The sequence below is a fragment of the Nocardioides ganghwensis genome, from assembly GCF_014779655.1.
Taxonomy (GTDB): domain Bacteria; phylum Actinomycetota; class Actinomycetes; order Propionibacteriales; family Nocardioidaceae; genus Nocardioides; species Nocardioides ganghwensis.
The window spans coordinates 54318-79191 of the sequence record NZ_JACXYX010000003.1 but is presented as its reverse complement, the minus strand read 5'-3'; the positions used below and the strand labels follow the sequence as shown (position 1 = coordinate 79191).

The window sequence follows — 24874 nt, the reverse complement described above, 5'->3', positions numbered from 1 at the left end:
CACACTGACCTACGTGGAAGAGGGCAACGGGACCGTGAACGGACGCAGCTCAGTGCAGTCGATCGACCGGGCCGTCGCGATCCTTCGGTGCTTCGACGCGCACCACGCCGCGCTGGGGATCAGCGACATCGCCCGCGCGACGGGGCTGTCGACCAGCACGGCCCACCGGTTGCTGGGGTCGATGACGGCCAACCGGCTGCTCAGCCAGGGCCCCGACAAGCGCTACCGGCCCGGTCCGCTGCTGGTCCAGCTGGGTCGCTCCGGAGCCGTGCCGTCCAGCCTGCGCGAGGCCGCGCGCCCCTACATGGTGGCGCTGCGCGACGAGGTCGACGAGACCGTCGGCCTGCACGAGCTGCTCGCGACGTACGAACGTGCCGTCGTCGACCAGGTCGAGTCACGCCAGGAGCTGCGCCGGCACTACACCGACATCGGGGTCCCCATCGCCCTCACGCACGGCGCGCCGGGCAAGGCGATCCTGTCCAGCCTGCCCTGGGCGCGCCAGCAGGCCGCCCTCGCCCGCGGGATCGAGCCGGTGACCGAGCGGACCGTCACCGACCCGGCCACCCTCGCCGCCGAGCTCGCGGCCGCCCGGACGCGCGGATGGGCAGGATCCGATGCCGAGCGCACGCCGGGGATCCGCGCCGTGGCCGCTCCCGTCTTCGACCACACCGGCACCGTGGTCGGGGCGCTCGGACTCTCCGTCCCCACCGTGCGGATGGACGACGCACGGGCCGAGGAGCTGGGCGCGCGGGCGGCCGAGGTGGCGTGGGAGGTCTCCGAGGCGCTCGGGGCGACCCGCGGCCTGGTCGCGCAACGTCTGGCCCTGGCCGAGGAGCCCACCGTCAGCTGAGGCGCCCTCGCCGGGCCGTGGTCGACCTGGTCACGGCTCGAGCACGAGCTTGCCCCCGGGATGCTGGCCCATCAGCAGCGCCGCGGCCTCCAGTGCCTCGGCCAGGGGGAACGTACGGGCCACGGGAACCACGAGGTCGCCCGCACCGGCCAGCCGGACGAGCTCGGCACGGACCGACGCGCGGTAGGCCATGCTGCTCGGCATCGCGCCGGCGATCGCGACGAGTCCCTCCTCGCGGGCCCGCTCGGCGGCGGCGATGGTCACGATGCGACCGCGGTCGGCGACGAGGGCGAGGGACGCGTCGATCGCCTCGTCGGTGCCGACGCAGTCCAGCGCCGCCACCACGCCCTCGGGAGCGATGCGTCGCACCCGCTCCTCCAGCCCCTCGCCGTACGTCACCGGCTCCCCACCGAAGCCGGCCACGACGTCGTGGCGCGCGGGGCTCGCCGTACCGACGACCCGGGCACCGCGGCGGCTCGCCTGCTGGAGCACGCTCACCCCGACCGCTCCCGAAGCGCCGTGCACCAGGATCGTGTCGCCCTCGCCCACACCGGTGACGTGCAGCATCTCCGCCGCCGTCGTACCGGCCAGCAGCAGGTTGGCCGCCTCACCGAAGGACAGCGTCGTCGGCTTGGCGAAGACGTCCGCCGCTGAGACCGTCACGTCGGTCGCCCAGCCGCCGCTGATCCGGAAGGCGAGCACCTCGTCCCCCACCTCGACCGGACCCGAGGCGATCTCGGTGTCCGGCCCGACGGCGGTCACCACTCCCGCGACCTCGTACCCGACGGCTCGAGGGAACTCCCCGGCACCGCGCGCGACGTGCTTGGCGTCGGCCGGGTTCACACCAGCGGCGCGTACGGCGATCGTGACCTCTCCTCGCTGAGGTGCCGGAACGTCGTGCTCCTCGAAGGAGAAGACGTCGAGCCCTCCCGGGCGGGTCGCGATCCATCTGCGTGCCATCGTCAGAACGTAGCCCGCAGCCCATCACCACCCCACAGCCTGCCCATCGCCAGCCCATCGCCAGCCCATCGCCAGCCCGACGGCCGGGCGCGCGGACCCGGGTCAGCTCGGAGGCGCGAGCACGATGTGGCCGCTCGCCACGTCACCGCTCACCGTCTCGTCCGTCATCCCGGCACTGCGCAGGAGGCTGAGCACGGCCTCGTTGTCGGCCATCATCTCGGCCCGGAACCGCTTCACCCCCACCGCGATCGCGCGTGCCGTCAGCACGCGCAGCAGGGCGGTGCCGAGTCCACGACCGTGCCAGGAGTCGGCGACGGTGACGGCCAGCTCGGCGTCGTCGGGAGCCGACGGGTAGCGGATGAAGCGCGCGACGCCGATGATCCAGGTCTCGTCGTCCGGGGAGTGGGCGACGTACGCCTCGTGGTCCACGTGGTCGACGGCGGTGAAGTAGGCCGCCTGGCTGTCGGTGAGCCGCGGGGTGCCGGTCATGAAGCGCCGGTACTGCGACGCCTCGCTCATCAGCGCGAACGCGCGCTGCAGCTCGGCGGCGTCCGTGTCGCGGATCGGCCGGATCCAGACCGCGTCACCGTTGCGGAGCCGGACCTCGCACGCCGCGTCGTCCATCGCGGGCTACTGGCCGAGCGGCGGCAGCGTCACGACCTGCCCGGCGTACGACAGCCCCGCACCGAACGCGATCAGCAGCGCGGTGTCGCCGACGGCCGCCTCGTCGTTGCGCAGCATCGCCTCCATCGCGAGTGGCACCGACGCGGCCGAGGTGTTGCCCGAGTCGACGACGTCGGTCGCGACGGCGACCGACTCGGGGAGCTGGATGTTCTTCGCGAGGGTCTGCGTGATGCGCAGGTTGGCCTGGTGCGGGATGAAGGCGTCGAGGTCGTCGACCGAGATGCCGGCGAGGTCGAGTGCCTCGTGCGCGACCTTGGCCATCGCGAAGGGCGCCCAGCGGAAGACCGCCGTGCCCTCCATCTGCACCACCGGATGGTCGGCGTCGGTGTGCTCACGGGCGCCCATGCAGCTCGGGGTCTGGGTGATGACGTGGGCCTGCGAGCCGTCCGAGCCCCAGGCGGTCGGGCCGATCCCGGCCGACTCCGACGGTCCGACGACGACCGCGCCGGCACCGTCGGCGAAGATGAACGCGGTGCCGCGGTCGGTCGGGTCCATGAAGCGGCTCAGCTGCTCGACGCCGATGACCAGCACGTGCGACTCCGCGCCGGAGCGCACCATCGACGCCGCCAGGTTGAGGGCGTGGCAGAAGCCCGCGCACCCGGCGGAGATGTCGAAGGCGGCGGCGTTGATGCCGAGCGCGGTCGCGACCTGCGGCGCGGAGGCGGGCGTGTGCTCGGGGTGCGTGGAGGTGGCCACGATGACGCAGCCGACCTGCTCGGCGCCGACACCCGCGGCCGCGAGGGCCTTCTCGGCCGCCGAGACCGACATGCCGATGAGCGTCTCGTCCTCGCCGGCGAAGCGGCGCGTCCGGATCCCCGACCGGGTCTGGATCCACTCGTCGCTGGAGTCCAGGACCTCGCAGATCTCGTCGTTGGTGACGACCCGCTCGGGACGGTGGACACCGAGGCCGAGCATCGCTGCGTGGGTGAGGTCGGTCGGCTGCTGGATGGTCATGGGGCGAGCATAGGCATGAGGGCCGTCACATCAGCAGGCCAGGAGTGCGCTCGTCCGGCTCGCCGTCGAAGAAGCGCGCCAGCACCTCGTCGTACGTCGGCTCGTCGGGGTCGGCGATCGCGAACAGCGTCATCGACGAGCGCAGCTTCATCGCGTCCGTGCCGCCGAGCACCTGCTCGGCGGTGAGGTCGTCGTCGAGGTCGAGCAGCGCGCGGCAGCACTCCAGCAGCCGGGGGCCCAGCACGTCGTGGCGCACGTAGGCCCGGGCCTCCGCGAGGTCGGCGACGGCGTACGCCTGCGCGGTCGGGCTGTGCCCGAGCCCGGCCACCTGCGGGAAGACGAACCACATCCAGTGGCTGGTCTTGCGACCCGCGCGCAGCTCGGCGAGCGCGCGGTCGTAGGTGCCGCGGTCGTCCTGCGCGCGGACGAAGCGCTCGAGGTCGGTGCCCACGTGGCGCGGGTCAGACCGGCTCGGGCTCGGTCTCGGGGACGGGGGCGTCGGGCTCCTGGCCGGGGTCGATCGGATTCACGGAGGGGTCCCCGGACGGCACGATCTGCGGGTCGGACTCGGGCTCCATCGGTGTGGTGGTCATCCGTCCGTCCTACGCCTCCTCCCCCGCGATGGCAACGCCCGCCCACCCCGAGTGATGGGGTGGCGCCAGTAGGTTGACCGCGTGCCCGACGCCCCCGCCCGCGCGATCCGGCTCGGCGCGCTCCTGTTCCTGCTGCGCCCGACCTACGTCGCGACCGAGGTGGTCACCGCGGCCGCGACGACGGGCGGCTACAGCTTCGTGTCCGACTCGGTGAGCCGGCTCGGCGAGGTCGGGTGCTCGGCGGCGTACTGCTCGCCGCGGCACGAGGTGATGAACGGGTCGTTCATGGCGTACGGCGTCGCCCTCGCCGCCGGCGCGCTGCTGCTGGCACGGCCGCTCGGGCCCTGGGTGACCGGCCTGCTCGTCGCCTCCGGCGTGAGCTCGTACGCCACGGGGCTGGCGCCGCTCGACCAGGACGCCACCCTGCACTCGATCGCCGCGACGCCGCTGTTCGTCGGGCAGCCGCTGGCGCTGCTGCTGCTCGGGGCCCGCGTGCGCGAGGACAGGCCGCGGTTGTCGAAGGCGCTGCTCGCGACGGGTGCGGTGACCGCCGCCGCGGCCGTCGGGTTCGTCGTCTCCGGCGACGAGCAGGCGGCCGGCGCGCTCGAGCGACTGGCCCTGTGGCCGGTGCTCGTCGGGCTGGCGGCGTTCGGCTGGGGACACCGCTCGGGCATGCGTCGACCCCGCCGCTGAGCGGGACGGGGTCGACGGCTCCCCCGTGGTCGAACCGGGAGAAGGACAGGTCAGCGACCGGTCAGCGACCGGTCAGCGCAGGACGCCGCACAGGGCGGGGTCGGTCGCCTCGGCCGGCAGGCTCGGGTCGAGCTCGCTCGCGCCCGCACCGTCGAAGTCGTAGACGCCGTTCCCGTTGTGGTCCACACCGTGGATGACGATGACGCCCTTGCCGCTCTTGATCGCGCGCAGCACGGCGCCGGGGGCGAAGTTGATCGTCCGCTCGTAGTCCACCTTGCCCTTGGGCGCGGTCGGGAAGCGGTCGACCGCCAGGCCGCTCTTGGGGCTGGTGTCGCCGGAGGTGGTCAGCGACTTGAGGATCGGGCCGTAGTCGGGGACGCCCTCGGCGACGTTGATCCGCAGGTCGTTGTTGGCGTCGTCGAAGACGTTGGGGCACTCGTTGCGGGCCTCGGCGCCGAAGTGCAGGTGCTGGGCGTGCGGGAGGTTCTTGGCGAGCCCGCGGATCTTGATCCGCACCTCTGCCTTGCGGCCCGTGAAGTCGGCGTCGACGCGACCGGCCGCGCCGGAGTCGTTCATCGCCTTCAGGTTGGCTTCGAGCTGGACCGGGGCCGAGGCCGCCGGCTTGGCCTCAGTGGCGCTGCTGGCCTGGATGCCCGCGACGGCCGCGGTGCCGGCGAGGACCATTCCGCCGATCCCGGCGTAGAGCTTGCGGTGCTGCATGTGAACTCCTGGTGTCGAGTGTCGGCCGAGGTCTCGGCCCTCGAGTGGCGTTCGTCACGCGTCGTCCCGTGGATTGGTCGGCAGTGCAGCACTGCCGAGGCCCCGATCAGTCGCGCTTGCCGCCCCGGCGCTCCTGCAGCTTGCGGGCGGCCTCCTTGATCTTGGCCTGGTTGTGCGGCTTGCGTGCCTCGTCGTAGACCTTCTTGGCCACCGCGAGGGCGCCGGCCTTCTTCATGATTCCCATGCCCACCACCATGCCAGCGCGGCCCAACAGGGCGGCGAGGGAGCGAGGGGCGGGCCCCCGACAATCCGTGAGCCAGGTCACTCCGAACGAAGGGTGAGCCGTCGGTCCCGGCGGCCTTGTCGACGAAGGGTCACCACCCATGCGCCTCCCCTCCATCCGCCGCCCGTCGCCGTCCATGGCCGTCGCCGTCATGGCCCTGGTCGTGGCGTCCACCGGGACGTCCTACGCCACCGGTCTGATCGGCTCCGCGGACATCAGGAACAACTCGGTCCAGTCCGCCGACATCAAGGACAGGACCATCAAGGGCCGCGACATCAAGAACGACGTCATCGGCTCCAACAAGATCCGCAACGGGTCGCTGAAGTCCCGCGACTTCAAGGCCGGGCAGCTTCCGTCAGGTCCGCAGGGCCCGGCCGGCGTGGGCCGCTGGGCGCTCGTCGACGCGAGCGGCGCGATCGTCGCCCAGTCCGGAGGCTTCAGCGTGACCGCCGCCTACCCGACCCTCGCCCCGATGGGCGCCGACGTCGCCGGGCTGCGCGCCAACGGCAACGTCTACATCAACGCCGGCGAGAACCTCTCGAACAACGGCGTCCTGGCGGTCGTCGCGCTGCAGAACACCGTCGACCAGAACGGCGACCTGATCACCAACGGCCGCGCTCCCGGCGAGGACGCCAACCCGGAGTTCTCCGGCGAGATCTCCGCGGCGATGTGCCAGCCCGGCGTCGTCAACTGCGCGCCCCCGGGCACCGGCAACGCCAACCACCTGGTGGTCAGCCCGCGGAACAGCGACGGCAGCGTCACCACCGACGGCAACCGCAAGCGCTTCTACGTCGTCGTGACCGGCGACTCGAGCGACCGCGGCTGATCCGCTCGCCTGCCCGGTGCGGGCGCGGCGCCTGCGGTAGACAGGGACCGTGCGCCTGATCGAGGACCTGACCGCCCGGCTGCGCCATGCGCTGGCCGGGCGGTCGTCGTCCGCGCGGGAGGCGGTGCCGCCGCCGGCCCCGGTCGTCGGTCCGCGGCCGCGGCCGCGCCGGGGCTGGGTGCAGCCCGACCGGACGACGTGCGGCTCGGCCTGCCTCGTCGCGGCCCGCGCGCTCGGCGACGCGTCGTACGCCGCCTGGCTGGAGACCGGCGAGGTGGCCGGGCGCCCGCGGGACCGGCGTACGCCGGGGCGCAGGTTCGCCGACGAGGTGCTCGCCACGCACGTCCGGACGAACCGCTGGTCCGACGCCTCGGGCACGCCCCGGTGGGCCTGGCCGCTTCGGCTCGGCACCACCCCGTGGGCGCTCGCCCGCGAGCTGACCGACACCGGCGGCACCACGCCACCGGGCACCCGCCACCGGGTGCGGACCGTCTCGCCGCGGCGCCGCGGGGAGGCGTACGACGTGGTCGCCCGCGCCGTCGGGCGCGGGCACGCGGTCCCCCTGTACGTCGGCAACCGCCTGCTGCCGCGGCACGTCGTGCTCGTCGTCGACGGCGACGAGCACGCGCTGACGGCGTACGACCCGAGCAGCGGGCGCCCGGTCCGGCTGCCGCGCGAGGCGTTCGTCCGCGGCGACCTGCGGGTCGCGGGGTGGTCGGAGCCGTGGTTCGCGGTGCTGCCGGCCGCAGGCTGACCTATCCGCCGCCCGGCATCCGCTCGTGCGCGGTCCAGGTCGCGCCGTTGTGCCACCGCTCGCGGCTGCCGTCCGTGGTGGGGTACCACCCCTCCGGCACCGCACCGTCGGTGCCGCCGTCGCCGGTCAGCATGTCGGGCGCGGTGATGCCCGGGCGGACGTCAGGCCTGGGCTCCTGCGAGGGCTGCGGCTGTGGTCGGGGCCCCGGCTCGCGCACCAGCTCGAACCTCTCCTCCGGCGGCAGCTGCCAGCCTGGGAACGCCACGTCCTGCGAGGCGTCGCGCGCCTGCGGGTCGGCGCCCTTCGGGACGTACGGCGAGTAGCGGGTGCCCCGCGGCAGCCGGCGCAGGAGCAGCAGGACGAGCAGCACCGGCACGAGGGTGGACAGCGGACCGAGCCATCCGGCGGCGGCCAGGGCCAGCCCGACGACCAGCGCGACGGGTAGGGCCTTCCACATCCACTCGGGCATCGCGGGCATGCTCACCTCCGTCGGGCACGACGTCGGCGCGTCGTCGTGACCCAAGCCTGCCGGACGCGGGCGGCGCTGTCCCGCGAATCAGCGGCCCCTGACGCGATCCGCCGGTGTGGCAGACAGGTGGGGCAGACTGGCGTCCGTGACCACGAAGATCTCCGTCGCCGGCCTCGGCTACGTCGGCCTGTCCATGGCCGTGCTGCTGTCCCGGCACAACACCGTCGTCGGCCTCGACCTCGACGCCGACCGGATCGACACGCTCCGTGCCGGGAGGAGCCCGATCCACGACGACGACATCTCGCGCTTCCTCGCCGAGGAGGACCTCGACCTCACCTTCACGACCGACGCCGAGCAGGCACACGCCGGCGCCGACTTCGTGGTCATCGCGACGCCGACCAACTACGACCCGGTCACCAACTACTTCGACACCAGCTCCATCGAGGCGGTGATGCGCGACGTGACCCGCATCAACCCCGACGCCACGATGGTCGTCAAGTCGACCGTGCCGGTGGGCTACATCGAGGACGTGCGCGAGCGGCTGGGCACCGACGCGGTGATCTTCTCCCCGGAGTTCCTCCGCGAGGGCCGGGCGCTGCACGACAACCTCCACCCCGCCCGGATCGTGGTGGGCGAGGACTCCGACCGGGCTCGCGCGTTCGCCGAGCTGCTCGTGAAGGGCGCGGACGCAGACGACGTGCCGGTGCTGTTCACCGAGCCCACGGAGGCCGAGGCGATCAAGCTCTTCTCCAACACCTACCTCGCGATGCGGGTGGCCTACTTCAACGAGCTCGACTCCTTCGCCATCTCCCGCGGCCTCGACAGCCGCCAGATCATCGACGGCGTCGGGCTCGACCCGCGGATCGGCACCCACTACAACAACCCGTCGTTCGGCTACGGCGGCTACTGCCTGCCCAAGGACACCAAGCAGCTGCTGGCCAACTACAGCGACGTCCCGCAGACCCTGATCTCGGCGATCGTCGAGGCCAACACCACCCGCAAGGACTTCATCGCCTTCGACATCCTCGACCGCGCGCCGCAGGTCGTCGGCATCCACCGGCTGATCATGAAGACCGGGTCGGACAACTTCCGCGAGTCGTCGGTGCAGGGGATCATGAAGCGGCTCAAGGGCAAGGGCGTCGAGGTCGTCGTCTACGAGCCCGAGCTCGGCGAGGACTCGTGGTTCGGCTCCGAGGTCACCAGCGACCTGGCCTCGTTCAAGGAGCGAGCCGACCTCATCGTGGCCAACCGGATGGTCGAGGAGCTCGCCGACGTCAAGGACAAGGTCTACACGCGCGACCTCTTCGGCGCCGACTGACACCTCCGACCTCGGTTTCGACACGCTCGCTGCGCAGGCCGCTGGTGGAGCAGGGCGAGGAACGAGCCCGTGTCGAAACCAAGGCTCCTCAGCGGCGGCGGCCGAACAGCCCCCGCTTGTGCTCGCCCTCGGCAGGCGCCTCGGCGGACACCTCGGCAGGCACCTCGGCGGGGCGTACGACCGCGGCGTCCTCGGCCTTGCGGAGCGCCTTGCGCAGCCGGTTCTCGGACTTGTCGGGGTCCATCGGCGGCCGGGCGCCGAGCACGAACCGCTCGACCACGCGCTCCTCGACCGGCACCCAGCCGACGTCCGTGGCGGGATAGGTCTTCACGCCGAACGACTCGTCGAGCAGCGCCTCGCGGTCGTCGCCCGCGTCGGCCAGCCGGCCGACCCGCGCCAGCGCCGACGTGCGCTCCAGACGCGCGGCCGCGCCGGAGTCGTACGCCAGCACGCGCGCGCCGTGGTGGGTGCGCTCGAGGTCGTCGAGCAGGGCCGCGAGCGCGACCGGGAGCGGGGCGAGCGTGACGTCGGGGAGGGTCAGCACGAACTCGGCGTCGGAGGTGGCCGGCGCCGACTCGACGAGGCGCACGCGGGGCTCGTGGAGGTAGGAGCGGTGCACCAGCCGGGTCTCGAGGACCGGGTCCTCGACCGGCTGGACGCGGTCGTCGTGGACCGTGCTCCACGGCCCGACGACCGTCACGCGGAGGTCGGGGACGTCGCCGTCGAGCAGGGAGTCGACGACGTGGATGGTCTCGTCGGCAGGACCGGTCTGGAGGACGACCTCGAGGTAGGGCACCTGGTAGGTCCGGCCGCGACGGTTGCGCTTGGGGCGCATCGTCGGCACGAGGTCGGCGAGGTAGGGGTCGTTGAAGCGGTTGACCTGCTCGGCGCGACGCAGCACCTGCGACCGGCCGAGGTGCCAGCTGCGGGCCTCGCGGTCGACGACGAAGACGCCTCCCGCCTGGGCGAGCGAGTGGCCGAGGTGCATGTCCTCGCCGAGGCGCAGCGTGCGGTCGAAGCCGTCGGAGTCGAGGTAGAGCGCCTTCGTGACCGAGCCGGTCATGCCGATGTGGTAGCGCTGGGCGCGCGGACCGGCCGTGCGGAGGTCGTCGGTCTTGGCCCAGTAGTCCTCGACCCACTGGTGCGGTTCGTGCTCCTGGCCCGGGAAGAGGTCACCGGCCTCGCCGGCGGCAACGCGGTCGCGGACGACGGCGGGGTCCTGCTCGAGCAGCGAGGTCGGGTCGACGAAGAGCTTGTGGCCCCCGGGCACGGCGTAGTCGACGAGGTGGTGCCAGCGGGCGTGCGCCTCCACCTCCTCGCGGTGGGCGAGCATGTCGGCGTCGTACCAGTGCAGCACGTCGCCCTCCGCAGCGAGCGCGCCCAGGTGGCAGGCGTTGGCGCGGCCCCAGCCCTCCTCGACCCGGATCAGCCGGGTGTTCTCGGGACGCACCTCGGGCAGCTCCTGCGCGGGTGAGCTCTGGTCGTCGACGACGAGCACCTCGAGCAGGTGGTCGGGGTAGGACTGCCCGGCGAGCGCGGCGAGGACGTAGGGCAGCGTGCGCTGGTAGTTGAAGGTCGGTACGACGACGGTCACCGACAGCGTCGGCTCCCACTGGCCGAGCGTCGCCGGGGTCAGCGACCCCCAGTCGTTGTGCCGCACCACCGGCTGCCGCGCCATGTCCTAGCTCCCCCCGTCGGGCATGTCGAGCGGGTCGGCCTCCAGCGCCAGGCTGGGCTGGAACCCCGGCCACTCGGAGGCCACGATGTCAGGTCGACGGAACTCCTCGTCGTCCCGCTCCCACGTGTGGCCCGCTCCGGTGCGGCGCAGCACGTAGCCGAGGCCGTGGGTGCGGTAGATCCGCCCGCCCGCCGCCTCGACGCCCGCGAGCAGCTGCGCGTCGACGAACTTCCGGACCCGGCGGAAGTCGCCGAGCGAGCGCAGCAGCCCGCGGTCGAGCAGCAGGGTGCCGCCGGCCACGAAGCGGGCGAAGATCTCCGAGGGGTGGTTGCGGCGCACGGTGAGGGCGTCGCGGTGCTCGTTGCGGTGGAGGTAGACGAACTCCGACGGCATCCCCACGACGTCCGCGCCGGAGAAGCGGCGTGCCATCAGCAGGTCGTGGACGGCGTCGGGTGAGTACCAGTCGTCGTCGTCGACCTTGAGCAGCACCTCGCTCGACGCGGCGCGCGCGGCCGCCGTGAGCACGTCGCCGAAGAAGTCGGACTGGTCGAAGGTGAGGACCTGGTGCGGTCGGTCGCCCAGCGCCCGCCGTACGGCGTCGCGGTCGGGCTCGAAGCCGTGCGCGGCGAGCACCAGCTCCACCTCCGCGCCCCGCTGGCGCGCGACCTGACGCAGCGCGAAGTCGAGCATCTCGGGCCGCTTGGTCGACAGCAGCGCGCTGACCGGCGGCAGGGCGACGTGGCGTACGCCGGCGCGGGTGGCGAGGGCCGAGCGCCAGGCCAGCGTCGAGTGGTGGTCGAAGGCGGCCCTGCGCACGGCGAGGCTGTGCTCCTCGCGGCGCAGCGGGTCGTCGAGGTCGACCGGGGCGTCGAGGGCGGCGGCCAGCGGCGGGGCCACGTCGAGGACGCCCTCGGTGACGAGCGGGACGCCGGAGATGGCGAGGGCGAGCAGGTCGGCGGTGCGGGTGTCGGCCGGGAGGCGTACGCCCTGGAAGGCGCGAGCCGCCGCCACGACACCCTCGGTGACCGGGCCGCGGCCGATCCGCGAGAGGTCGACGACGGGGTGGTCCCAGTCCTTGCGGAAGCCGATCGGGTTGAAGACCCGCTCGTCGACCGGCTCGGGCCCGGGATCGGTGACGACGATCGGCGCGCGGTCGATGACGTGGTGCTCGGCGACGCTCTGCTGGGAGGTGGCGCCGCGACGGGCGACCACCACGTCGGGCGGCACGTCGCGCTCCGCGTCGCCGGCACCGGCGACGTCGGGCAGCAGCACCGACCGGGCGTCGAGGCCGGGTGCGGCGGGGCGGCCGGCGTACGACACGACGACGCCGCCGTGCGTGGTGTCGCCGGGGCCGGCGGCCTGCCGCGCCATCTCCATCACGACGAGCTGGGCGCGCGCACCGGACGCGAAGCGGGCCACGGTGAGCACGCCGCGGTCGCCGGCCTCGCGGGCCGCGAGGTGCACCAGGCGCGGCCACTCGGGCCGGGGCACGAGCACCCACGGGGTCGGCGAGTCGGTGAGCCAGCAGGCGACGGCCTTGCACTGCCCGAGGAGCGGCACGGCGCTCGCCATCCGGCGCAGCCGGGCCCGGTCGGCGGCGACCACGAGCACCGAGCCCCAGCCCTTGCGCGGGCCGTCGAGCGTGGACAGCGGGACGACGGTCGGCTCGACGCCGGGCACGTCCTCGATGCCGCGCAGCGCGTCGAGCGCGAGGCCGTCGGAGTCGTCGACCAGGACCAGCGTGGGCCCCGGGAGCCGGAGGTCGTGGAGGGGATGCGTCACGGTCGCACACGCTCCTTCAGCGAGGCGGGCAGCGAGTGCTGCACGAGCGGTCGCGGCTGGCGCCAGAGCCAGTCGCGGCTGACGTGGTCGATGATGTGGACGCCCTCCGGGGCGGTCACCTTGACCAGCCCGCCGAGTGCCCCGGGGTCGCCGTTGCGGATGGCCTCGTCGACCTCGAACTCGCGCAGCTTGCGGTAGAGCCGCGTGTTGGTGAAGTCGACGCCGTCGCGCCGCCAGTGAGCGTACTCGTCGGCGTCGAGCCACTTCACCTCGAGGACGAGGCCCTGCTGGAGCACGATCCGCTCGATGCCGGGGGGGAACTCGCGCAGCTCCCAGTCGAAGGCCTTCACGAAGGTGAAGTCCGGTCCCATCGGATAGACCCACGGCTCGAGGAAGCGCAGCGACAGGTCGAGCCAGCCGGTCGACTCGTCGACGACGGTGAGCGGGTGGCGCGGCATCGCGACGATCGCGCGCGTGGACTGGAGCTGCCACGACAGGTCGCGCAGGATGCCGGTGCCCTCCGGCGTCAGCACCATGTCGCCGTCCCACTTCATCGAGTAGGTCGTGCGGACGTGGGAGAAGCACCAGTTGTAGAAGTGCGTGAGCGAGTGGACGCTCGTCGCCGGGGTGGCGAGGTGCTCGCCACCGGCGCGGGCCACCCGGTGGGGGTAGTCCAGGACGGTCAGCCGCTCCGTCGCCCCGCACTCCTCCGCGACGCGTCGCGCCACGTCGGCCGTGCCGTCGTCGGACCCGTTGTCGACGAGCAGCACGTGGTCGACCGCGGCGAAGATCGGCGGCAGCACCCATGGCAGGTTGCGCGCCTCGTTGCGGACCCGGAAGACGCAGGTGAGCCCCGGCAGCAGCGGCTCGCCGGACGTCCACGGCCAGGTGACGTCGTACGCCGGGTCCTGCTCGAGGGAGGCGATGTCGGGCATCAGGCAGGTCGCTCCCGGCCCATCGCCTTGCGGATCTTCTGCCGCGCCGCCGGCGGCACCATGGCCCGTACGGCGTGGGGGACGCGGTCGGCCCCGCTGCGCGTGGGCTGCGCGGCCGCCTCGCGCCGTGCCTCGGCGGCAGCCGTACGCCGCTGGGCGACCACGGTCGAGTGGGCGAACGCCTCGGCCTCGGCGTACTGCTCGGCGTAGGCCGCGCGGAGCTGGTCGCAGCGCTCCTGGTTGCCCGCGGAGTCGTCGGAGGCGATCGCGTCGAGCGCCTGCCAGGTCTCGTCGGCGAGCTCGCGCAGCCGGTCGGGCACGCCGATGTCGTCCCAGGTCATGGTGACGCGCCGCAGCGACGGGTCGATGAAGCGGTGCACCTCGGCGATGTCGGCGGCCATGGCGGTCTTCACCCCGGCCAGGTCGAACGCCTCGCCGAGCGCGAAGACCGGCTGGGTCCAGTCGTCGAGGAGGTCGCCGTAGCGGACGAACGCGCGCTGCTGGCCGCGGGTGGCGCGCTCGGTGTGGAGCATCATGTTGATCCAGGCAGCGGTGCGGGTCACGGCGCCCTGGTCGGAGCCGGCACCGATCCGGCCGTAGTAGGTCTGCTTGGACCCGACCACCTCGGTGACCGGGCGCAGCATCGTGACGTAGGACGGGATCGCGTCGCAGCGGTCGGCCGCGGCGCGCCAGAGGCCGAGGAACCAGGCGGCACGCGGGTCCTTGACGACCAGCTCGTCGGCGACCGCGAACTGCTCCTCGAGCCAGGCGGCGACGCGCGCGCGGGTGGCGTGGTCGCCGCTGGTGGTGCCGGTGTCGAGCCACGCGCGTGGGCGGGCGTCGGAGACCTGCACGTTGCTCCGCGCGAGGAGCTCGGTGTGGAGGTCGACCACCCAGCGCGGCTCGCCGAAACCCTTGGGGTTGGTGGCGTCCGCGACGACCTCGGGCTGGGGGACGTGGAGGCCGAGGGTGCGCAGCGTGCCGGCCATCGTGCTCGTGCCGCTGCGCCCCGAGCCCACGACGAACACGACGCGTCGACTGGTGGGCTCGGTCATGCGAGAGAGCCTATCGGTGGGTCTCGCTGGCTTCGCCGCTGGTTGAGCGAGCACCGCCGGTTGACCGACCACCGCCGGTTGAACGACCACCGCCGGTTGAGCCGGGCGAGGAACGACCACCGCCGGTTGAGCCGGGCGAGGAACGAGCCCGAGTCGAAACCAAGGTCACCCACGAGCCTCGGTTTCGACACGCTCGCTGCGCTCGCTGCTCAACCAGCGGGTCCACGCTCGCCACCACACCGCCGGTTGAGCCGGGCGAGGAACGAGCCCGAGTCGAAACCAAGGTCATCCACAGATGTGCGGACGGACCTGTCCCCGCGGTCACGCACCGGCTGTCATGGACCCATGCCGTGGACCTACATCGTCGAGTGCGCAGACGGGAGCTTCTACGTCGGCAGCACCTGGGACCTCGAGCGTCGCATCTCCGAGCACAACGAGGGTGTCGGTGCGGCCTACACCAAGCGGCGCCGACCGGTGGTGCTCGTCTGGGCCGCCGACTTCGAGCGAGTGGACGAGGCGTACGCGTACGAGAAGCGGCTGCAAGGCTGGCGACGCGACAAACGCATCGCGCTCATCGAGGGTCGCGAGGCGGACCTCCCGGCCCTGGCACGCGGCTACTGGCGGAAGGGCTGCCCACCCGCCGGTTGAGCCGGGCGAGGAACGACCACCGCCGGTTGAGCCGGGCGAGGAACGAGCCCGAGTCGAAACCCAAGGTCACCCATGAATCTCGGTTTCGACACGCTCGCTGCGCTCGCTGCTCAACCAGCGGCACCGCTGCGCTCCGCCTCTCAACCAGCGGGTCCACGCTCGCTGCTCAACCAGCGGGTCCACGCTCGCCACCACACCGCCGGTTGAGCCGGGCGAGGAACGAGCCCGAGTCGAAACCGAGGCTCAGAGGTGCTGGGGCTGCGCCCTGATGAGGTCGGCGTACCAGTGGAACGACTTCTTGCGGGTCCGCTCCAGCGTGTCGTAGTCGACGTGGACCAGCCCGAAGCGCTGGGTGTAGCCCTCGGCCCACTCGAAGTTGTCCATCAGTGACCAGCAGTAGTAGCCGCGGACGTCCACGCCGCGCTGGATGGCCTCGGAGACGGCGTTGACGTGGGCTCGGAGGTAGTCGATGCGCGGCTGGTCGTCGACGACGCCGTTCTCGTCGGGCCCCATGCCATAGCTGCAGCCCGACTCGGTGATCATGATCGGCGGCAGCGCGGCGCGGAAGCGCGCGCGGAACATGACCAGCCACTCGCGCAGCGCGTCGGGGACGATCGGCCAGCCGAAGTCGGTGGTGGGGTAGCCCACCACCTCGCGGAACTCGAACGGCGTCTCCGAGTCCTCGTCGGCGGCGGCGACCTTCATCGGGTTGTAGTAGTTGACGCCGTAGAAGTCGAGCGGCTGGCGGATGGTCGCGAGGTCGCCGTCGGCCATGAACTCCTCGAAGAGCGGCATCAGGTCGGCCGGGTAGCGACCGAGCAGCATCGGCTCGAGGAACGTGCCGTTCCACAGCGCGTCGAAGATCTTGCTCATCCCGACGTCGGCGTCGTCGTCGCTGGCGGGCCAGATGGGCGCGTGGTTGTTGGCGCAACCGACGGACGCGGCGCCGGCGCGGCGCAGCTCGATCGCGGCGCGGCCGTGGGCCAGCAGCAGGTGGTGCGCGGCGGGCAGGCAGTCGAAGAGCAGCTTCTTGCCGGGCGCGTGGGTGCCCATCCCGTAGCCGAGGATCGAGGCCACGTTGGGCTCGTTGACCGGGATCCAGTGCTCGACCCGGTCGGCGAAGCGCTCGCCGACGATCGAGGCGTACTCGGCGAACCGGTCGACGGTGTCGCGGTTGAGCCAGCCGCCGTCGTCCTCCAGCGCCTGCGGCAGGTCCCAGTGGTAGAGCGTGACCATCGGCTGCTGACCGTTGGCCAGGAGCGTGTCGATGAGCCGGTCGTAGAACGCGAGGCCCTTCTCGTTGGCCGGCCCCCGCCCGGTGGGCTGGATCCGCGGCCAGGCGATCGAGAAGCGGTAGCCCCCCGTGCCCAGCTCCTTCATCAGCGCGACGTCCTCCTCCACCCGGTGGTAGTGGTCGCAGGCGACAGCGCCGGTGCTCCCGTCGGCGACGCGACCGGGCTCGGCGGTGAAGGTGTCCCAGATGCTCGGGCCGCGCCCGTCCTCGGCCACGGCGCCCTCGATCTGGTAGCTCGCCGTGCTGGTTCCGAAGCGGAACCCAGGGGGCAGCAGGGGGACGTCCTGGGGGGAAGGCACATCCGCGAAGATATCGGCATGACAGTGGCCCTGTACGCCGGTTCCGACAGGTCGTCGGAGGCCGTCAGGGGGCGCCTGACGCGCCATTCCTTCTCGTTCGGCCCGCACTTCGACCCCGGCAACCTCGGGTTCGGCCCGCTGGTGTGCCACAACGACGACGAGGTCGCCCCGGGCGCGGGCTACCCCGACCATCCGCACTCCGAGCTGGAGATCGTCACGTGGGTGCTCGAGGGGGCGCTCGTTCACACCGACTCGGCTCGTTCAGGTGCCCAGCACGTCGTGGAGGCCGGTCGCGCGCAGGTGCTCTCGGCCGGCACCGGGATCCGCCACAGCGAGGTGGCCGACCCGCAGTCCGGACGGTGCCGCTTCGTCCAGGCGTGGCTGGCGCCGTCTGCTTCGGGCGCCACCCCGGCGTACGTCGTGGGTGAGGCGCCGCAGCCGGCGTCGGGCCTCGTGGAGGTGGTCGGGGGCGGAGGCCTGCCGATCGGCACCACCGGCGCGCGCCTGCTCGTCGCCCGGCTCGCGCCGGGCGGTTCGGTGGTGCTGCCCGACGACCCGCGCCAGCACGTCTTCGCGGCCACCGGTGCGGTCGACCTCGGCCCCCACTCGTTGCGCGGCGGGGACGCCGTACGGATCTCCGACGAGCCGGGTCACGTCGTCACCGCGACCGAGGAGAGCGAGCTGCTCGTCTGGTCCTTCGCCACCGCTGGTTGAGCCCACCCGACCCGCCAGCGTCATACCGACCGCCACGCATGGGTCCGGATCCGTATGACGCAGCGGCGAACCGGGCGGCGCGCGTCATACCGACCACCACCCATTGGTGCGGATCCGTATGACGCCCGCCCGGGTCAGGGGACGAGCACGCCCGGGTTGAGGATTCCGGCCGGGTCGAGCTCGGCCTTGACCGCGCGCAGCACCCGTACGCCGACCTCGCCGACCTCCTCGGCGAACCACGGGCGGTGGTCGGTGCCGACGGCGTGGTGGTGGGTGATGGTCGCACCGGCGGCGATGATCGCGTCGCTGGCCGCCGCCTTGGCGGCCTGCCACTGGGCGATCGGGTCGTCGCCCTGCCGGACGGCGACAGTGAAGTAGAGCGAGCAGCCGGTCTCGTAGACGTGCGAGACGTGGCAGAGCACCAGCGCCCCCTCGCCGAGCGCACCGGTGAGCGCCGCCTTCACGTCGGCGTACAGGCGCCCGCGGTTGGACCAGAAGGTCGCGGTCTCGAGGGTCTCGACGAGGACGCCGTGGTCGAGGAGGGCGTCGCGGAGGTAGGGCGCGTGGAACCGCCCCTGCACCCACTTGTCCCCCGGCTCCGTGCCCAGCGGTGTCCCGCCGAGGCGGGTCAGCGCGGCCGTGACGGCGTCGCGCCGGGCGGCGACCTGCTCCCCGGTGCCCTCGTATCCGGTGACCATCAGGCAGCCGGGGTCGTCGGCGCCGCCGATGGACGAGGGGTCGGCGAGGTTGATCGCCGTCTCCGACTCGTCGGAGAGCCGCAGCACCGTCGGCAGCAGGCCGGCCTGGGCGAGCGTGCGCATGGCGTCGGACCCTGCGTCGAACGACGGCCAGCGCCACCCCTCGTACGCCCTCACCTCCGGGAGTCGGCGGACGCGGACCGTCACCGACGTGATCACGCCGAAGGCGCCCTCCGAGCCGAGCAGGAGCTGGCGCAGGTCGGGGCCGGCGGCGTTGGCCGGCGCCGAGCCGAGGTCGAGCGGTCCGGTCGGGGTGGCCGCGGTGAGGCCGACGACCATCGCGTCGAAGCGGCCGTAGCCCGCGCTCGACTGGCCGCTGGAGCGAGTGGCGGCGAACCCACCGATCGACGCGTGCTCGAACGACTGCGGGAAGTGGCCCAGCGTCAGGCCGTGGGCCGCGAGCAACGCCTCCGCCTCGGGCCCCCGGAGCCCGGGCTGCAGCGTCGCGGTCATCGAGACGTCGTCGACGGCGAGCAGCCGCTTCATCCGCACGAGGTCGAGGGAGACCAGCCCGGCGAACCCGTCACGGCGGGCCGCGAGGCCACCCGTGACGCAGGTGCCGCCGCCGAAGGGGACGACCGCGACGCGGTGCTCGTGCGCCCACGCCAGCACCGCCTCGACCTCGGCGTGCCCGTCCGGGCGCACCACCGCGTCGGGGGCGTCGGCCAGGTCGCCGGCCCGCGCGCGGAGCAGGTCGGGGGTGGACTTCCCACGCGTACGCAGGGCGCGGGTCGCGTCGTCGACCAGCACGTGCTCAGCCCCCACGATCCCCCGCAGCCCGTCGAGCAGGACGTCGTCGAGCGCGGAAGGAGGCGGGGTCGCACCGGTCGCGGCCGGCCGGTCCTGGAGGCCGAAGGCGAGGTCGACCAGGCCCAGCGCGGACTCGGGCAGGGCGGTGGCGGCGGCAGGGTCGCCCCAGCGCTGCGGGTGCATCTCGACGGTGGGCGTCTCCGGGCTCATGCGTTACAGTGTGACACATGACGTCACTTCGTCACACTGATCGGTCGTCGGGCGATCCGCGACTCGACGCCTACCTCGACGCGGCCCGGGCCTGCATCCTCGACGTCGGCTGGCGCCGCACCACCCTCACCGAGGTCGCGAGGCGCGCCGGGGTCTCCCGGATGACGATCTATCGCGCGTGGCCCGACATGGGCTCGCTGCTGGGCGACCTGATGACGCGCGAGTGGGTGGGCATCGCCGCCGCCACGCAGGCCGCCGCGCCCGCCGACACGACCCCCGCCGGCATCGCCGCCGCGGCCCTGTCGACGGTGCGCGCCCTGCGCGACAACGAGCTGTTCGTCCGGATCGTCGAGCTCGACCCCGACCTGATGCTCCCCTACCTCCTCCACCGGCGCGGCCGATCCCAGGAGGCGCTCATCGAGATCCTCGCGGCCGGGATCGCGGCCGGCCAGGAGAGCGGCTCCGTCCGTGCCGGCGACCCGGTGCTGATCGCGCGGTCGCTGACGCTGGCCGGGCACGGGTTCGTCTTCTCCGCCCTGACGATGACCGACGACCGGATCGGGCTCGACGACCTCGACGACGAGTACGCCCGCCTCATCACCCGGACGCTGGAGCCCCGGTGACCGCCGGGGAGCACCGGATCACTGCAGGCCTCGCGGGGGTCCCCGACGAGGTCGACGTGGTGGTGGTCGGGCTCGGCATCACCGGCGCGGGGGTCGCCCTCGACGCGGCGACCCGCGGGCTCTCGGTGCTCGCCGTCGACGCGCACGACCTCGCCTTCGGCACCTCGCGCTGGTCGTCCAAGCTCGTGCACGGCGGGCTCCGCTACCTCGCCCAGGGCCGGCTCGCGATCGCCCACGAGAGCGCCGTCGAGCGCGGCATCCTGATGGACGTCACCGCGCCGCACCTCGTGCACCCGCTGCCGATGCTGACCCCGGTCAACGACGCGATGTCGCGTGGGCGCACGGCGCTGACGTGGGGCGGCCTCCACGCCGGTGACGCGCTGCGCCGCACCGCCCGCACCACCGCGCGTACCCTCCCCCGGCCGCGCCGGCTCAACGCCACCGAGGCGCTCAGCCTCGCACCCGCGCTGCGCGCCGACACCCTGCGCGGCGGCCTCCTCGCCTGGGACGGGCAGCTCGAGGACGACGCCCGCCTCGTCGTCACCGTGGCCCGCACCGCGGCGGCGTACGGCGCCCACGTCCGCACCCGTGCTCGCGTCGTCGCCGCGACGGGCACGACCGCCGAGCTGCGCGACGAGCTCACCGGCGCCACCCGTACGCTCCGCGCCCGGGCCGTGGTCAACGCCACCGGCGTGTGGGCCGGCGGGCTCGACGACCAGGTCCGCCTGCGGCCGAGCCGCGGCACCCACCTCGTCCTGCGCGGGTCGGCGCTGCCCCACACCCGCGTCGCGGTGATGGTGCCGATCCCGGGGACGGGCGCGAGGTTCGCGATGGTGCTCCCCCAACCCGACGGCACGATCTACGTCGGCCTCACCGACGAGCCGGTCACCGGTCCCGTGCCCGACGTGCCCGTGCCGAGCGAGGGCGAGATCGACTTCCTGCTGGGCGTCGTGGCCTCGGCGTTCGCCACCCCGCCGACGCGCGACGAGGTCGTCGGGGCGTACGCCGGGCTGCGGCCGCTGCTCGAGGTGGCCGGCGCCGACACGACGGCCGACCTGTCGCGCCGCCACGCGATCCTGACCTCCCGCACCGGGGTGACGACGGTGGTCGGGGGCAAGCTGACGACCTACCGCCGGATGGCCGAGGACGTCCTCGACGCGCTGGTCGCGGAGGGCCGGCTCGAGGCCGGACCGTGCCGGACCGCGACGCTGCCGCTGCTCGGCGCCGCGTCCCCCGAGGCGCTGCGGCGGGTCGCTGCGCCGGCCCGGCTCGTACGCCGCTTCGGCACCGACGCCGCACTGGTGGTCGACACCGCCCAGGAGGTCACCGGGCTCGGCGACGACGAGCTGCTCGCGCCGACGTCCGCGGGGGTGCCGGTGACCCTCGCCGAGCTGGTCTTCGCCGTCACCCACGAGGGCGGCCACGACGTCGACGACCTGCTCGAACGACGCACGCGGGTGGGTCTCATCGCCGCCGACCGGGCGCTCGTCGAGCCGCTGGCGCGGCAGGCGCTGGACCTCGTGGCGACGTCCCGGAAGGCCCCCGCCTAGCGGCTCCGGGACGCCGGTGACCGGCCCCACAGCAAAATCCGACGGCAGTTCCGGTGATCCCCGGACAGGACGCGGGACTGGTGGGAGGGTTCTGCTCGGCGCGCCCCTTGCCGACCCCATGCGGCAAGGGGCGGCCAGTCCATTTCCGGGCCTGGCTCCCCGCCATCGGGCGGTTGAGGTGCCACCTACTCGACGGTGACCGACTTGGCCAGGTTGCGCGGCTTGTCGATGTCGTGGCCGAGGTGCTGTGCGGCGTGGTAGGCGAGCAGCTGGAGCGGGATCGTCAGCAGGATCGGGTCGAGCTCGGGCTCGTTGCGCGGCACCACGATCCGGCGCGCGCCGATCTCGCCGAGGTCGACCTCCTCGTGGGTGATCACGACCAGCGGCCCCTGCCGCGCGTCGATCTCGTGGAGGGCCCCGATGTTGCGCTCGGTCAGCTCGTCGGACGGCACCAGAGCCACCGTCGGCACCTCGGGATCGATGAGCGCGAGCGGGCCGTGCTTGAGCTCGGAGGTCTGGTAGGCCTCGGCGTGGCGGTAGCTGATCTCCTTGAACTTCTGCGCGCCCTCGCGCGCCACCGGGAAGCCGCGCACCCGGCCGATGAAGAAGAGGCTGCGCGCCTCGGCCAGCTCCTTCGCGACGTCGACGAGGTCCGCCTCGGAGGCGAGGACCTCCTCGATCTGGCCGGGCAGCCGCTCCAGGCCCGCGACGAGGCGCTTGCCGTCGGCGATCGACAGGTCGCGCACCCGGCCGAGCTGGAGGGCCAGCAGCGCGAAGCCGAGGAACATGTTGGTCAGCGCCTTGGTGCTCGCGACCGCGACCTCGGGGCCGGCGTGCAGGTAGATCCCGCCGTCGCACTCGCGCGCGATGGCCGAGCCGACGACGTTGACCAGCCCGACGCAGCGCCCGCCCTTGCGGCGCACCTCCTGCACGGCGAGCAGGGTGTCGATGGTCTCGCCGGACTGGCTGACCGCGACGTAGAGGGTGTCCGGCTCGATCACCGGGTCGCGGTAGCGGAACTCGCTCGCCGCCTCCGCGTCCGCGGGGATGCGGGCGAGCTCCTCGATGAGCGCCGCACCCATCTGCCCGACGTAGTAGGCCGAGCCGCAGCCCAGGATCTTGACCCGGCGTACGGCGCGGAGGTCGCGCGCGTCCATGTCGAGGCCGCCGAGGTGCGCGGTGCCGAAGCGCTCGTCGAGCCGCCCCCGCAGCACCGCCTGTGCAGTGGTCGGCTGCTCGAGGATCTCCTTGCGCATGTAGGACTCGTGCTCGCCCGCCTCGTACGCCGACGCGTCGATGTCGACCTGGCTCGCGGTCTTGCCCGTCGTGGCGAGGTCGCTGTGGCGCATCGTGATGAACCCGGCGGCGGTCACCGTCGCCATCTCGCCGTCATCGAGCATCGCGACGGTCGTGGTGTGGCGCACGATCGCGGCGAGGTCGGAGGCGACGTACATCTCCCGGTCGCCGACGCCGACCACGAGCGGGCTGCCGTTGCGGGCGACCACGATGCGGTCGGGGAAGTCGGCGTGCACCACCGCGAGGCCGTACGTCCCGACGACCGCGCCGAGCGCGTCGCGCACCTTGCCCTCGAGGGTGTCGGCGTCGCTGCGCGCGACGAGGTGGGCGAGCACCTCCGTGTCGGTGTCGCTCGCCAGCTCGACGCCCGCCCCGGTGAGGTCGGCGCGCAGCGCGGCCGAGTTGTCGATGATGCCGTTGTGCACGACCGCCACGCGGCCCGACTCGTCGACGTGCGGGTGGGCGTTGACGTCCGTCGCCGGACCGTGCGTGGCCCACCGGGTGTGGCCGATGCCGGTCGTGCCGGCGAAGCGCTTCGGCAGCGAGCCCGTCAGGTCACGGACGCGGCCCGCGCGCTTGGCGACCCGGATGCCGCGACCACCGAGGACGGCGACCCCCGCCGAGTCGTACCCGCGGTGCTCGAGCCGGGTGAGTCCCTCGAGGACGACCGGGGCCGCCTCCTGGCGTCCGATGTAGCCGACGATTCCACACATGGTTCCTGCGTCCTATCCGTAGATGATGCGTCGCAGCTGGCGCTCGGAGAGCTCCGGCGCGGCCACGACGCGGTGGGCGAGCTCCTCGGCGATGCGCGCGAAGATCTCGGGATTCCTGGCCCCGTACGTCTTGAGGCTCGCGTGGCGCGCGCGGACGTAGTCCTCGACCGGCTGCGCGTGGAAGGCGATCACGTCATCGATCACCCGGGCGGCCTCACCCGGTGTCAACGAGGTCGTGGCGACGACGTGGGAGACGAGGGCTGAGTCGGGCACGTGCCGAGCATGCTCCCCACGCCGATGAGAAGCCAACTTCTTGCCCGATATCGGGCAGATTGGGTACGAATCGGCTCAGGCGCGTACCCGGAGCCCAGTCCCACCATCCCCAAGTGGAGGAGGAATCACCCCTTCGCCCCCTGACGGGTGCACAGGTGGAGCACTCCGACCGAGTTCCAGCGAATTCGTGGTGCGCCAGTGGGGACGTGATATCTTTGGTGAACAGAAAGTGAACGGGAGGTGTCACATGAGCAAGCAGACGATGACCGGCAAGCCGGTCTGCACCTGGGTGGCCGTCACCGACGCGTCGGGGCGCACCCACATGGAGGCACACTGGTCGGTCGCCGAGGCGATCGCCACCCAGGCCGCCTGACGCCAGTCACACGCAGCTCACACGCACGAGCCACGCCCCACCGGGGCGTGGCTCGCGGCCATTTCCCGGCACGGTCGGAAAACGTGCGGCCGATCGGGAATGGACCTCGGGGGTGGGTCGTTACAGTGGTTGAAAGTTCTACCAACCCACCCACTTGCAGGAGCTGTTTCCCATGAGCACCGGTTTCGACGCCCCCACCACCGCCATCGACGACATCACCGGCGACTACACCCTCGACGTCAGCCACAGCCGCCTCGGCTTCGTGGCCCGCCACGCCATGGTCACCAAGGTCCGTGGTCAGTTCGGCGCCTTCGAGGGCACCGCCCACATCGACGAGAAGAACCCCGCCGCGTCCAAGGTCGACCTCACCATCCAGGTCGCCTCGATCGAGACCGGCAGCGCGGACCGCGACGGTCACCTCAAGTCCGGCGACTTCTTCGACGCCGAGACCTACCCGACCATCACGTTCGTCTCCACCGACGTGAAGCGCGACGGCTCCGACTGGACCATCACCGGCGACCTGACCATCAAGGACGTCACCAAGCCCGTCACGATCGAGTTCGAGCAGACCGGCTCGGCCCGTGACCCCTTCGGCAACGTCCGCGTCGGCTTCGAGGGCGAGACCACCATCAACCGCAAGGACTGGGGCCTCACCTGGAACGCCGCGCTCGAGACCGGCGGCGTCCTCGTCTCCGAGAAGATCAAGCTCGAGTTCGACGTCTCCGCGATCCAGAACCAGAGCGCCTGACCCGAGCAGGCACGTCCGGCCCCGCAGAACACGCCGACCGGGCACTTCTTTCACAAGAAGTGCCCGGTCGG

Annotated in this window: 27 protein-coding genes; 11 read left to right on the top strand and 16 right to left on the bottom strand. The window is 72.8% G+C overall.

The window, feature by feature from the left end:
* The first annotated feature begins 13 nt into the window (after positions 1 to 13).
* On the top strand, positions 14 to 850 hold the full coding sequence (locus tag IEZ24_RS04420) for an IclR family transcriptional regulator (RefSeq protein ID WP_207206668.1): 837 nt from the start codon (positions 14 to 16) through the stop codon (positions 848 to 850).
* A 30-nt stretch (positions 851 to 880) separates the two neighbouring features.
* Here IEZ24_RS04420 and IEZ24_RS04415 read toward each other — a convergent pair whose 3' ends face one another.
* The 5 genes from IEZ24_RS04415 to IEZ24_RS21970 all read right to left on the bottom strand — a co-directional run bounded on the left by IEZ24_RS04415 (position 881) and on the right by IEZ24_RS21970 (position 4041).
* The gene (locus tag IEZ24_RS04415) at positions 881 to 1810 is read right to left on the bottom strand and encodes an NADP-dependent oxidoreductase (RefSeq protein WP_129453155.1); all 930 of its coding nucleotides are present in this window, start codon (positions 1808 to 1810) and stop codon (positions 881 to 883) included.
* A 102-nt stretch (positions 1811 to 1912) separates the two neighbouring features.
* Positions 1913 to 2434: a GNAT family N-acetyltransferase gene (locus tag IEZ24_RS04410; RefSeq protein ID WP_129453156.1), complete on the bottom strand. Its 522-nt coding sequence runs from the start codon at positions 2432 to 2434 to the stop codon at positions 1913 to 1915.
* 6 nt (positions 2435 to 2440) lie between these two features.
* The gene (locus IEZ24_RS04405) at positions 2441 to 3448 is read right to left on the bottom strand and encodes a beta-ketoacyl-ACP synthase III (RefSeq protein ID WP_129453157.1); all 1008 of its coding nucleotides are present in this window, start codon (positions 3446 to 3448) and stop codon (positions 2441 to 2443) included.
* Between the two features lie 25 nt (positions 3449 to 3473).
* Positions 3474 to 3899: a DUF1810 domain-containing protein gene (locus IEZ24_RS04400; protein ID WP_129453158.1), complete on the bottom strand. Its 426-nt coding sequence runs from the start codon at positions 3897 to 3899 to the stop codon at positions 3474 to 3476.
* Positions 3900 to 3909: 10 nt separating this feature from the next.
* Positions 3910 to 4041, bottom strand: coding sequence for a hypothetical protein (locus tag IEZ24_RS21970; RefSeq protein ID WP_263575410.1), 132 nt, complete (start codon positions 4039 to 4041; stop codon positions 3910 to 3912).
* A gap of 81 nt (positions 4042 to 4122) precedes the next feature.
* Between IEZ24_RS21970 and IEZ24_RS04395 the strand changes: the two genes are divergently transcribed.
* On the top strand, positions 4123 to 4734 hold the full coding sequence (locus IEZ24_RS04395; RefSeq protein WP_129453159.1) for a DUF998 domain-containing protein: 612 nt from the start codon (positions 4123 to 4125) through the stop codon (positions 4732 to 4734).
* A gap of 72 nt (positions 4735 to 4806) precedes the next feature.
* Here IEZ24_RS04395 and IEZ24_RS04390 read toward each other — a convergent pair whose 3' ends face one another.
* Positions 4807 to 5454 carry a hypothetical protein gene (locus tag IEZ24_RS04390; protein ID WP_129453160.1) on the bottom strand — a complete coding sequence of 216 codons (648 nt, stop codon included), beginning with the start codon at positions 5452 to 5454 and terminating at the stop codon, positions 4807 to 4809.
* Positions 5455 to 5560: 106 nt separating this feature from the next.
* Complete coding sequence (locus IEZ24_RS04385) at positions 5561 to 5698, bottom strand: hypothetical protein (protein WP_165355945.1); 138 nt, start codon at positions 5696 to 5698, stop codon at positions 5561 to 5563.
* A 139-nt stretch (positions 5699 to 5837) separates the two neighbouring features.
* Here IEZ24_RS04385 and IEZ24_RS04380 point away from each other — a divergent pair, with 139 nt between their 5' ends.
* Positions 5838 to 6563 carry a hypothetical protein gene (locus IEZ24_RS04380; RefSeq protein ID WP_129453161.1) on the top strand — a complete coding sequence of 242 codons (726 nt, stop codon included), beginning with the start codon at positions 5838 to 5840 and terminating at the stop codon, positions 6561 to 6563.
* A 49-nt stretch (positions 6564 to 6612) separates the two neighbouring features.
* Positions 6613 to 7317 (top strand): hypothetical protein, encoded by a 705-nt coding sequence (locus IEZ24_RS04375; RefSeq protein ID WP_129453162.1) that lies wholly within the window; start codon positions 6613 to 6615, stop codon positions 7315 to 7317.
* Between the two features lies 1 nt (position 7318).
* On the opposite strand, the gene IEZ24_RS04370 is transcribed toward IEZ24_RS04375, so the two are convergent.
* Positions 7319 to 7786 (bottom strand): hypothetical protein, encoded by a 468-nt coding sequence (locus IEZ24_RS04370; protein ID WP_129453163.1) that lies wholly within the window; start codon positions 7784 to 7786, stop codon positions 7319 to 7321.
* Positions 7787 to 7931: 145 nt separating this feature from the next.
* On the opposite strand from IEZ24_RS04370, the gene IEZ24_RS04365 reads away from it, so the two are divergent.
* Positions 7932 to 9104, top strand: coding sequence for a nucleotide sugar dehydrogenase (locus tag IEZ24_RS04365; protein ID WP_275938069.1), 1173 nt, complete (start codon positions 7932 to 7934; stop codon positions 9102 to 9104).
* Between the two features lie 88 nt (positions 9105 to 9192).
* On the opposite strand, the gene IEZ24_RS04360 is transcribed toward IEZ24_RS04365, so the two are convergent.
* Genes IEZ24_RS04360 through IEZ24_RS04345 form a run of 4 tightly spaced genes read right to left on the bottom strand, consistent with a single transcriptional unit; the run spans position 9193 to position 14554 of the window.
* Positions 9193 to 10782: a glycosyltransferase family 2 protein gene (locus tag IEZ24_RS04360; protein ID WP_129453164.1), complete on the bottom strand. Its 1590-nt coding sequence runs from the start codon at positions 10780 to 10782 to the stop codon at positions 9193 to 9195.
* Between the two features lie 3 nt (positions 10783 to 10785).
* Positions 10786 to 12564, bottom strand: coding sequence for a glycosyltransferase (locus IEZ24_RS04355; protein ID WP_129453165.1), 1779 nt, complete (start codon positions 12562 to 12564; stop codon positions 10786 to 10788).
* On the bottom strand, positions 12561 to 13499 hold the full coding sequence (locus tag IEZ24_RS04350; RefSeq protein WP_129453166.1) for a glycosyltransferase family 2 protein: 939 nt from the start codon (positions 13497 to 13499) through the stop codon (positions 12561 to 12563). The genes IEZ24_RS04355 and IEZ24_RS04350 overlap by 4 nt, the downstream gene beginning before the upstream one ends.
* The gene (locus tag IEZ24_RS04345) at positions 13499 to 14554 is read right to left on the bottom strand and encodes a sulfotransferase family protein (RefSeq protein WP_129453167.1); all 1056 of its coding nucleotides are present in this window, start codon (positions 14552 to 14554) and stop codon (positions 13499 to 13501) included. Before IEZ24_RS04345 ends, IEZ24_RS04350 begins: the two co-directional genes overlap by 1 nt.
* A gap of 345 nt (positions 14555 to 14899) precedes the next feature.
* Between IEZ24_RS04345 and IEZ24_RS04340 the strand changes: the two genes are divergently transcribed.
* Positions 14900 to 15202 (top strand): GIY-YIG nuclease family protein, encoded by a 303-nt coding sequence (locus IEZ24_RS04340; RefSeq protein ID WP_129453168.1) that lies wholly within the window; start codon positions 14900 to 14902, stop codon positions 15200 to 15202.
* A 243-nt stretch (positions 15203 to 15445) separates the two neighbouring features.
* Here IEZ24_RS04340 and IEZ24_RS04335 read toward each other — a convergent pair whose 3' ends face one another.
* A complete protein-coding gene (locus IEZ24_RS04335; protein ID WP_242498346.1) occupies positions 15446 to 16795 on the bottom strand; it encodes a GH1 family beta-glucosidase in 1350 nt (449 codons plus the stop codon).
* Between the two features lie 18 nt (positions 16796 to 16813).
* On the opposite strand from IEZ24_RS04335, the gene IEZ24_RS04330 reads away from it, so the two are divergent.
* The gene (locus IEZ24_RS04330) at positions 16814 to 17509 is read left to right on the top strand and encodes a pirin family protein (RefSeq protein ID WP_129453170.1); all 696 of its coding nucleotides are present in this window, start codon (positions 16814 to 16816) and stop codon (positions 17507 to 17509) included.
* A gap of 134 nt (positions 17510 to 17643) precedes the next feature.
* Here the strand turns inward: IEZ24_RS04330 and IEZ24_RS04325 are convergent, their stop codons facing one another.
* Complete coding sequence (locus IEZ24_RS04325) at positions 17644 to 19227, bottom strand: FAD-binding oxidoreductase (RefSeq protein ID WP_224744852.1); 1584 nt, start codon at positions 19225 to 19227, stop codon at positions 17644 to 17646.
* Positions 19228 to 19244: 17 nt separating this feature from the next.
* On the opposite strand from IEZ24_RS04325, the gene IEZ24_RS04320 reads away from it, so the two are divergent.
* Together IEZ24_RS04320 and IEZ24_RS04315 are read left to right on the top strand one after the other, a co-directional pair.
* Positions 19245 to 19850 carry a TetR/AcrR family transcriptional regulator gene (locus IEZ24_RS04320; RefSeq protein ID WP_129453171.1) on the top strand — a complete coding sequence of 202 codons (606 nt, stop codon included), beginning with the start codon at positions 19245 to 19247 and terminating at the stop codon, positions 19848 to 19850.
* Positions 19847 to 21400, top strand: a complete 1554-nt coding sequence (locus IEZ24_RS04315) for a glycerol-3-phosphate dehydrogenase/oxidase (RefSeq protein ID WP_129453172.1) — start codon at positions 19847 to 19849, stop codon at positions 21398 to 21400. The genes IEZ24_RS04320 and IEZ24_RS04315 overlap by 4 nt, the downstream gene beginning before the upstream one ends.
* A gap of 185 nt (positions 21401 to 21585) precedes the next feature.
* Here IEZ24_RS04315 and glmS read toward each other — a convergent pair whose 3' ends face one another.
* Both glmS and IEZ24_RS04305 read right to left on the bottom strand, forming a co-directional pair.
* Positions 21586 to 23409 carry a glutamine--fructose-6-phosphate transaminase (isomerizing) gene (gene glmS / locus IEZ24_RS04310; RefSeq protein WP_129453173.1) on the bottom strand — a complete coding sequence of 608 codons (1824 nt, stop codon included), beginning with the start codon at positions 23407 to 23409 and terminating at the stop codon, positions 21586 to 21588.
* 12 nt (positions 23410 to 23421) lie between these two features.
* Positions 23422 to 23682: a hypothetical protein gene (locus tag IEZ24_RS04305; protein ID WP_129453174.1), complete on the bottom strand. Its 261-nt coding sequence runs from the start codon at positions 23680 to 23682 to the stop codon at positions 23422 to 23424.
* Between the two features lie 247 nt (positions 23683 to 23929).
* Here IEZ24_RS04305 and IEZ24_RS21965 point away from each other — a divergent pair, with 247 nt between their 5' ends.
* The gene (locus tag IEZ24_RS21965) at positions 23930 to 24055 is read left to right on the top strand and encodes a hypothetical protein (RefSeq protein ID WP_263575409.1); all 126 of its coding nucleotides are present in this window, start codon (positions 23930 to 23932) and stop codon (positions 24053 to 24055) included.
* A gap of 172 nt (positions 24056 to 24227) precedes the next feature.
* A complete protein-coding gene (locus IEZ24_RS04300) occupies positions 24228 to 24803 on the top strand; it encodes a YceI family protein (RefSeq protein WP_129453175.1) in 576 nt (191 codons plus the stop codon).
* Positions 24804 to 24874 lie beyond the last annotated feature (71 nt).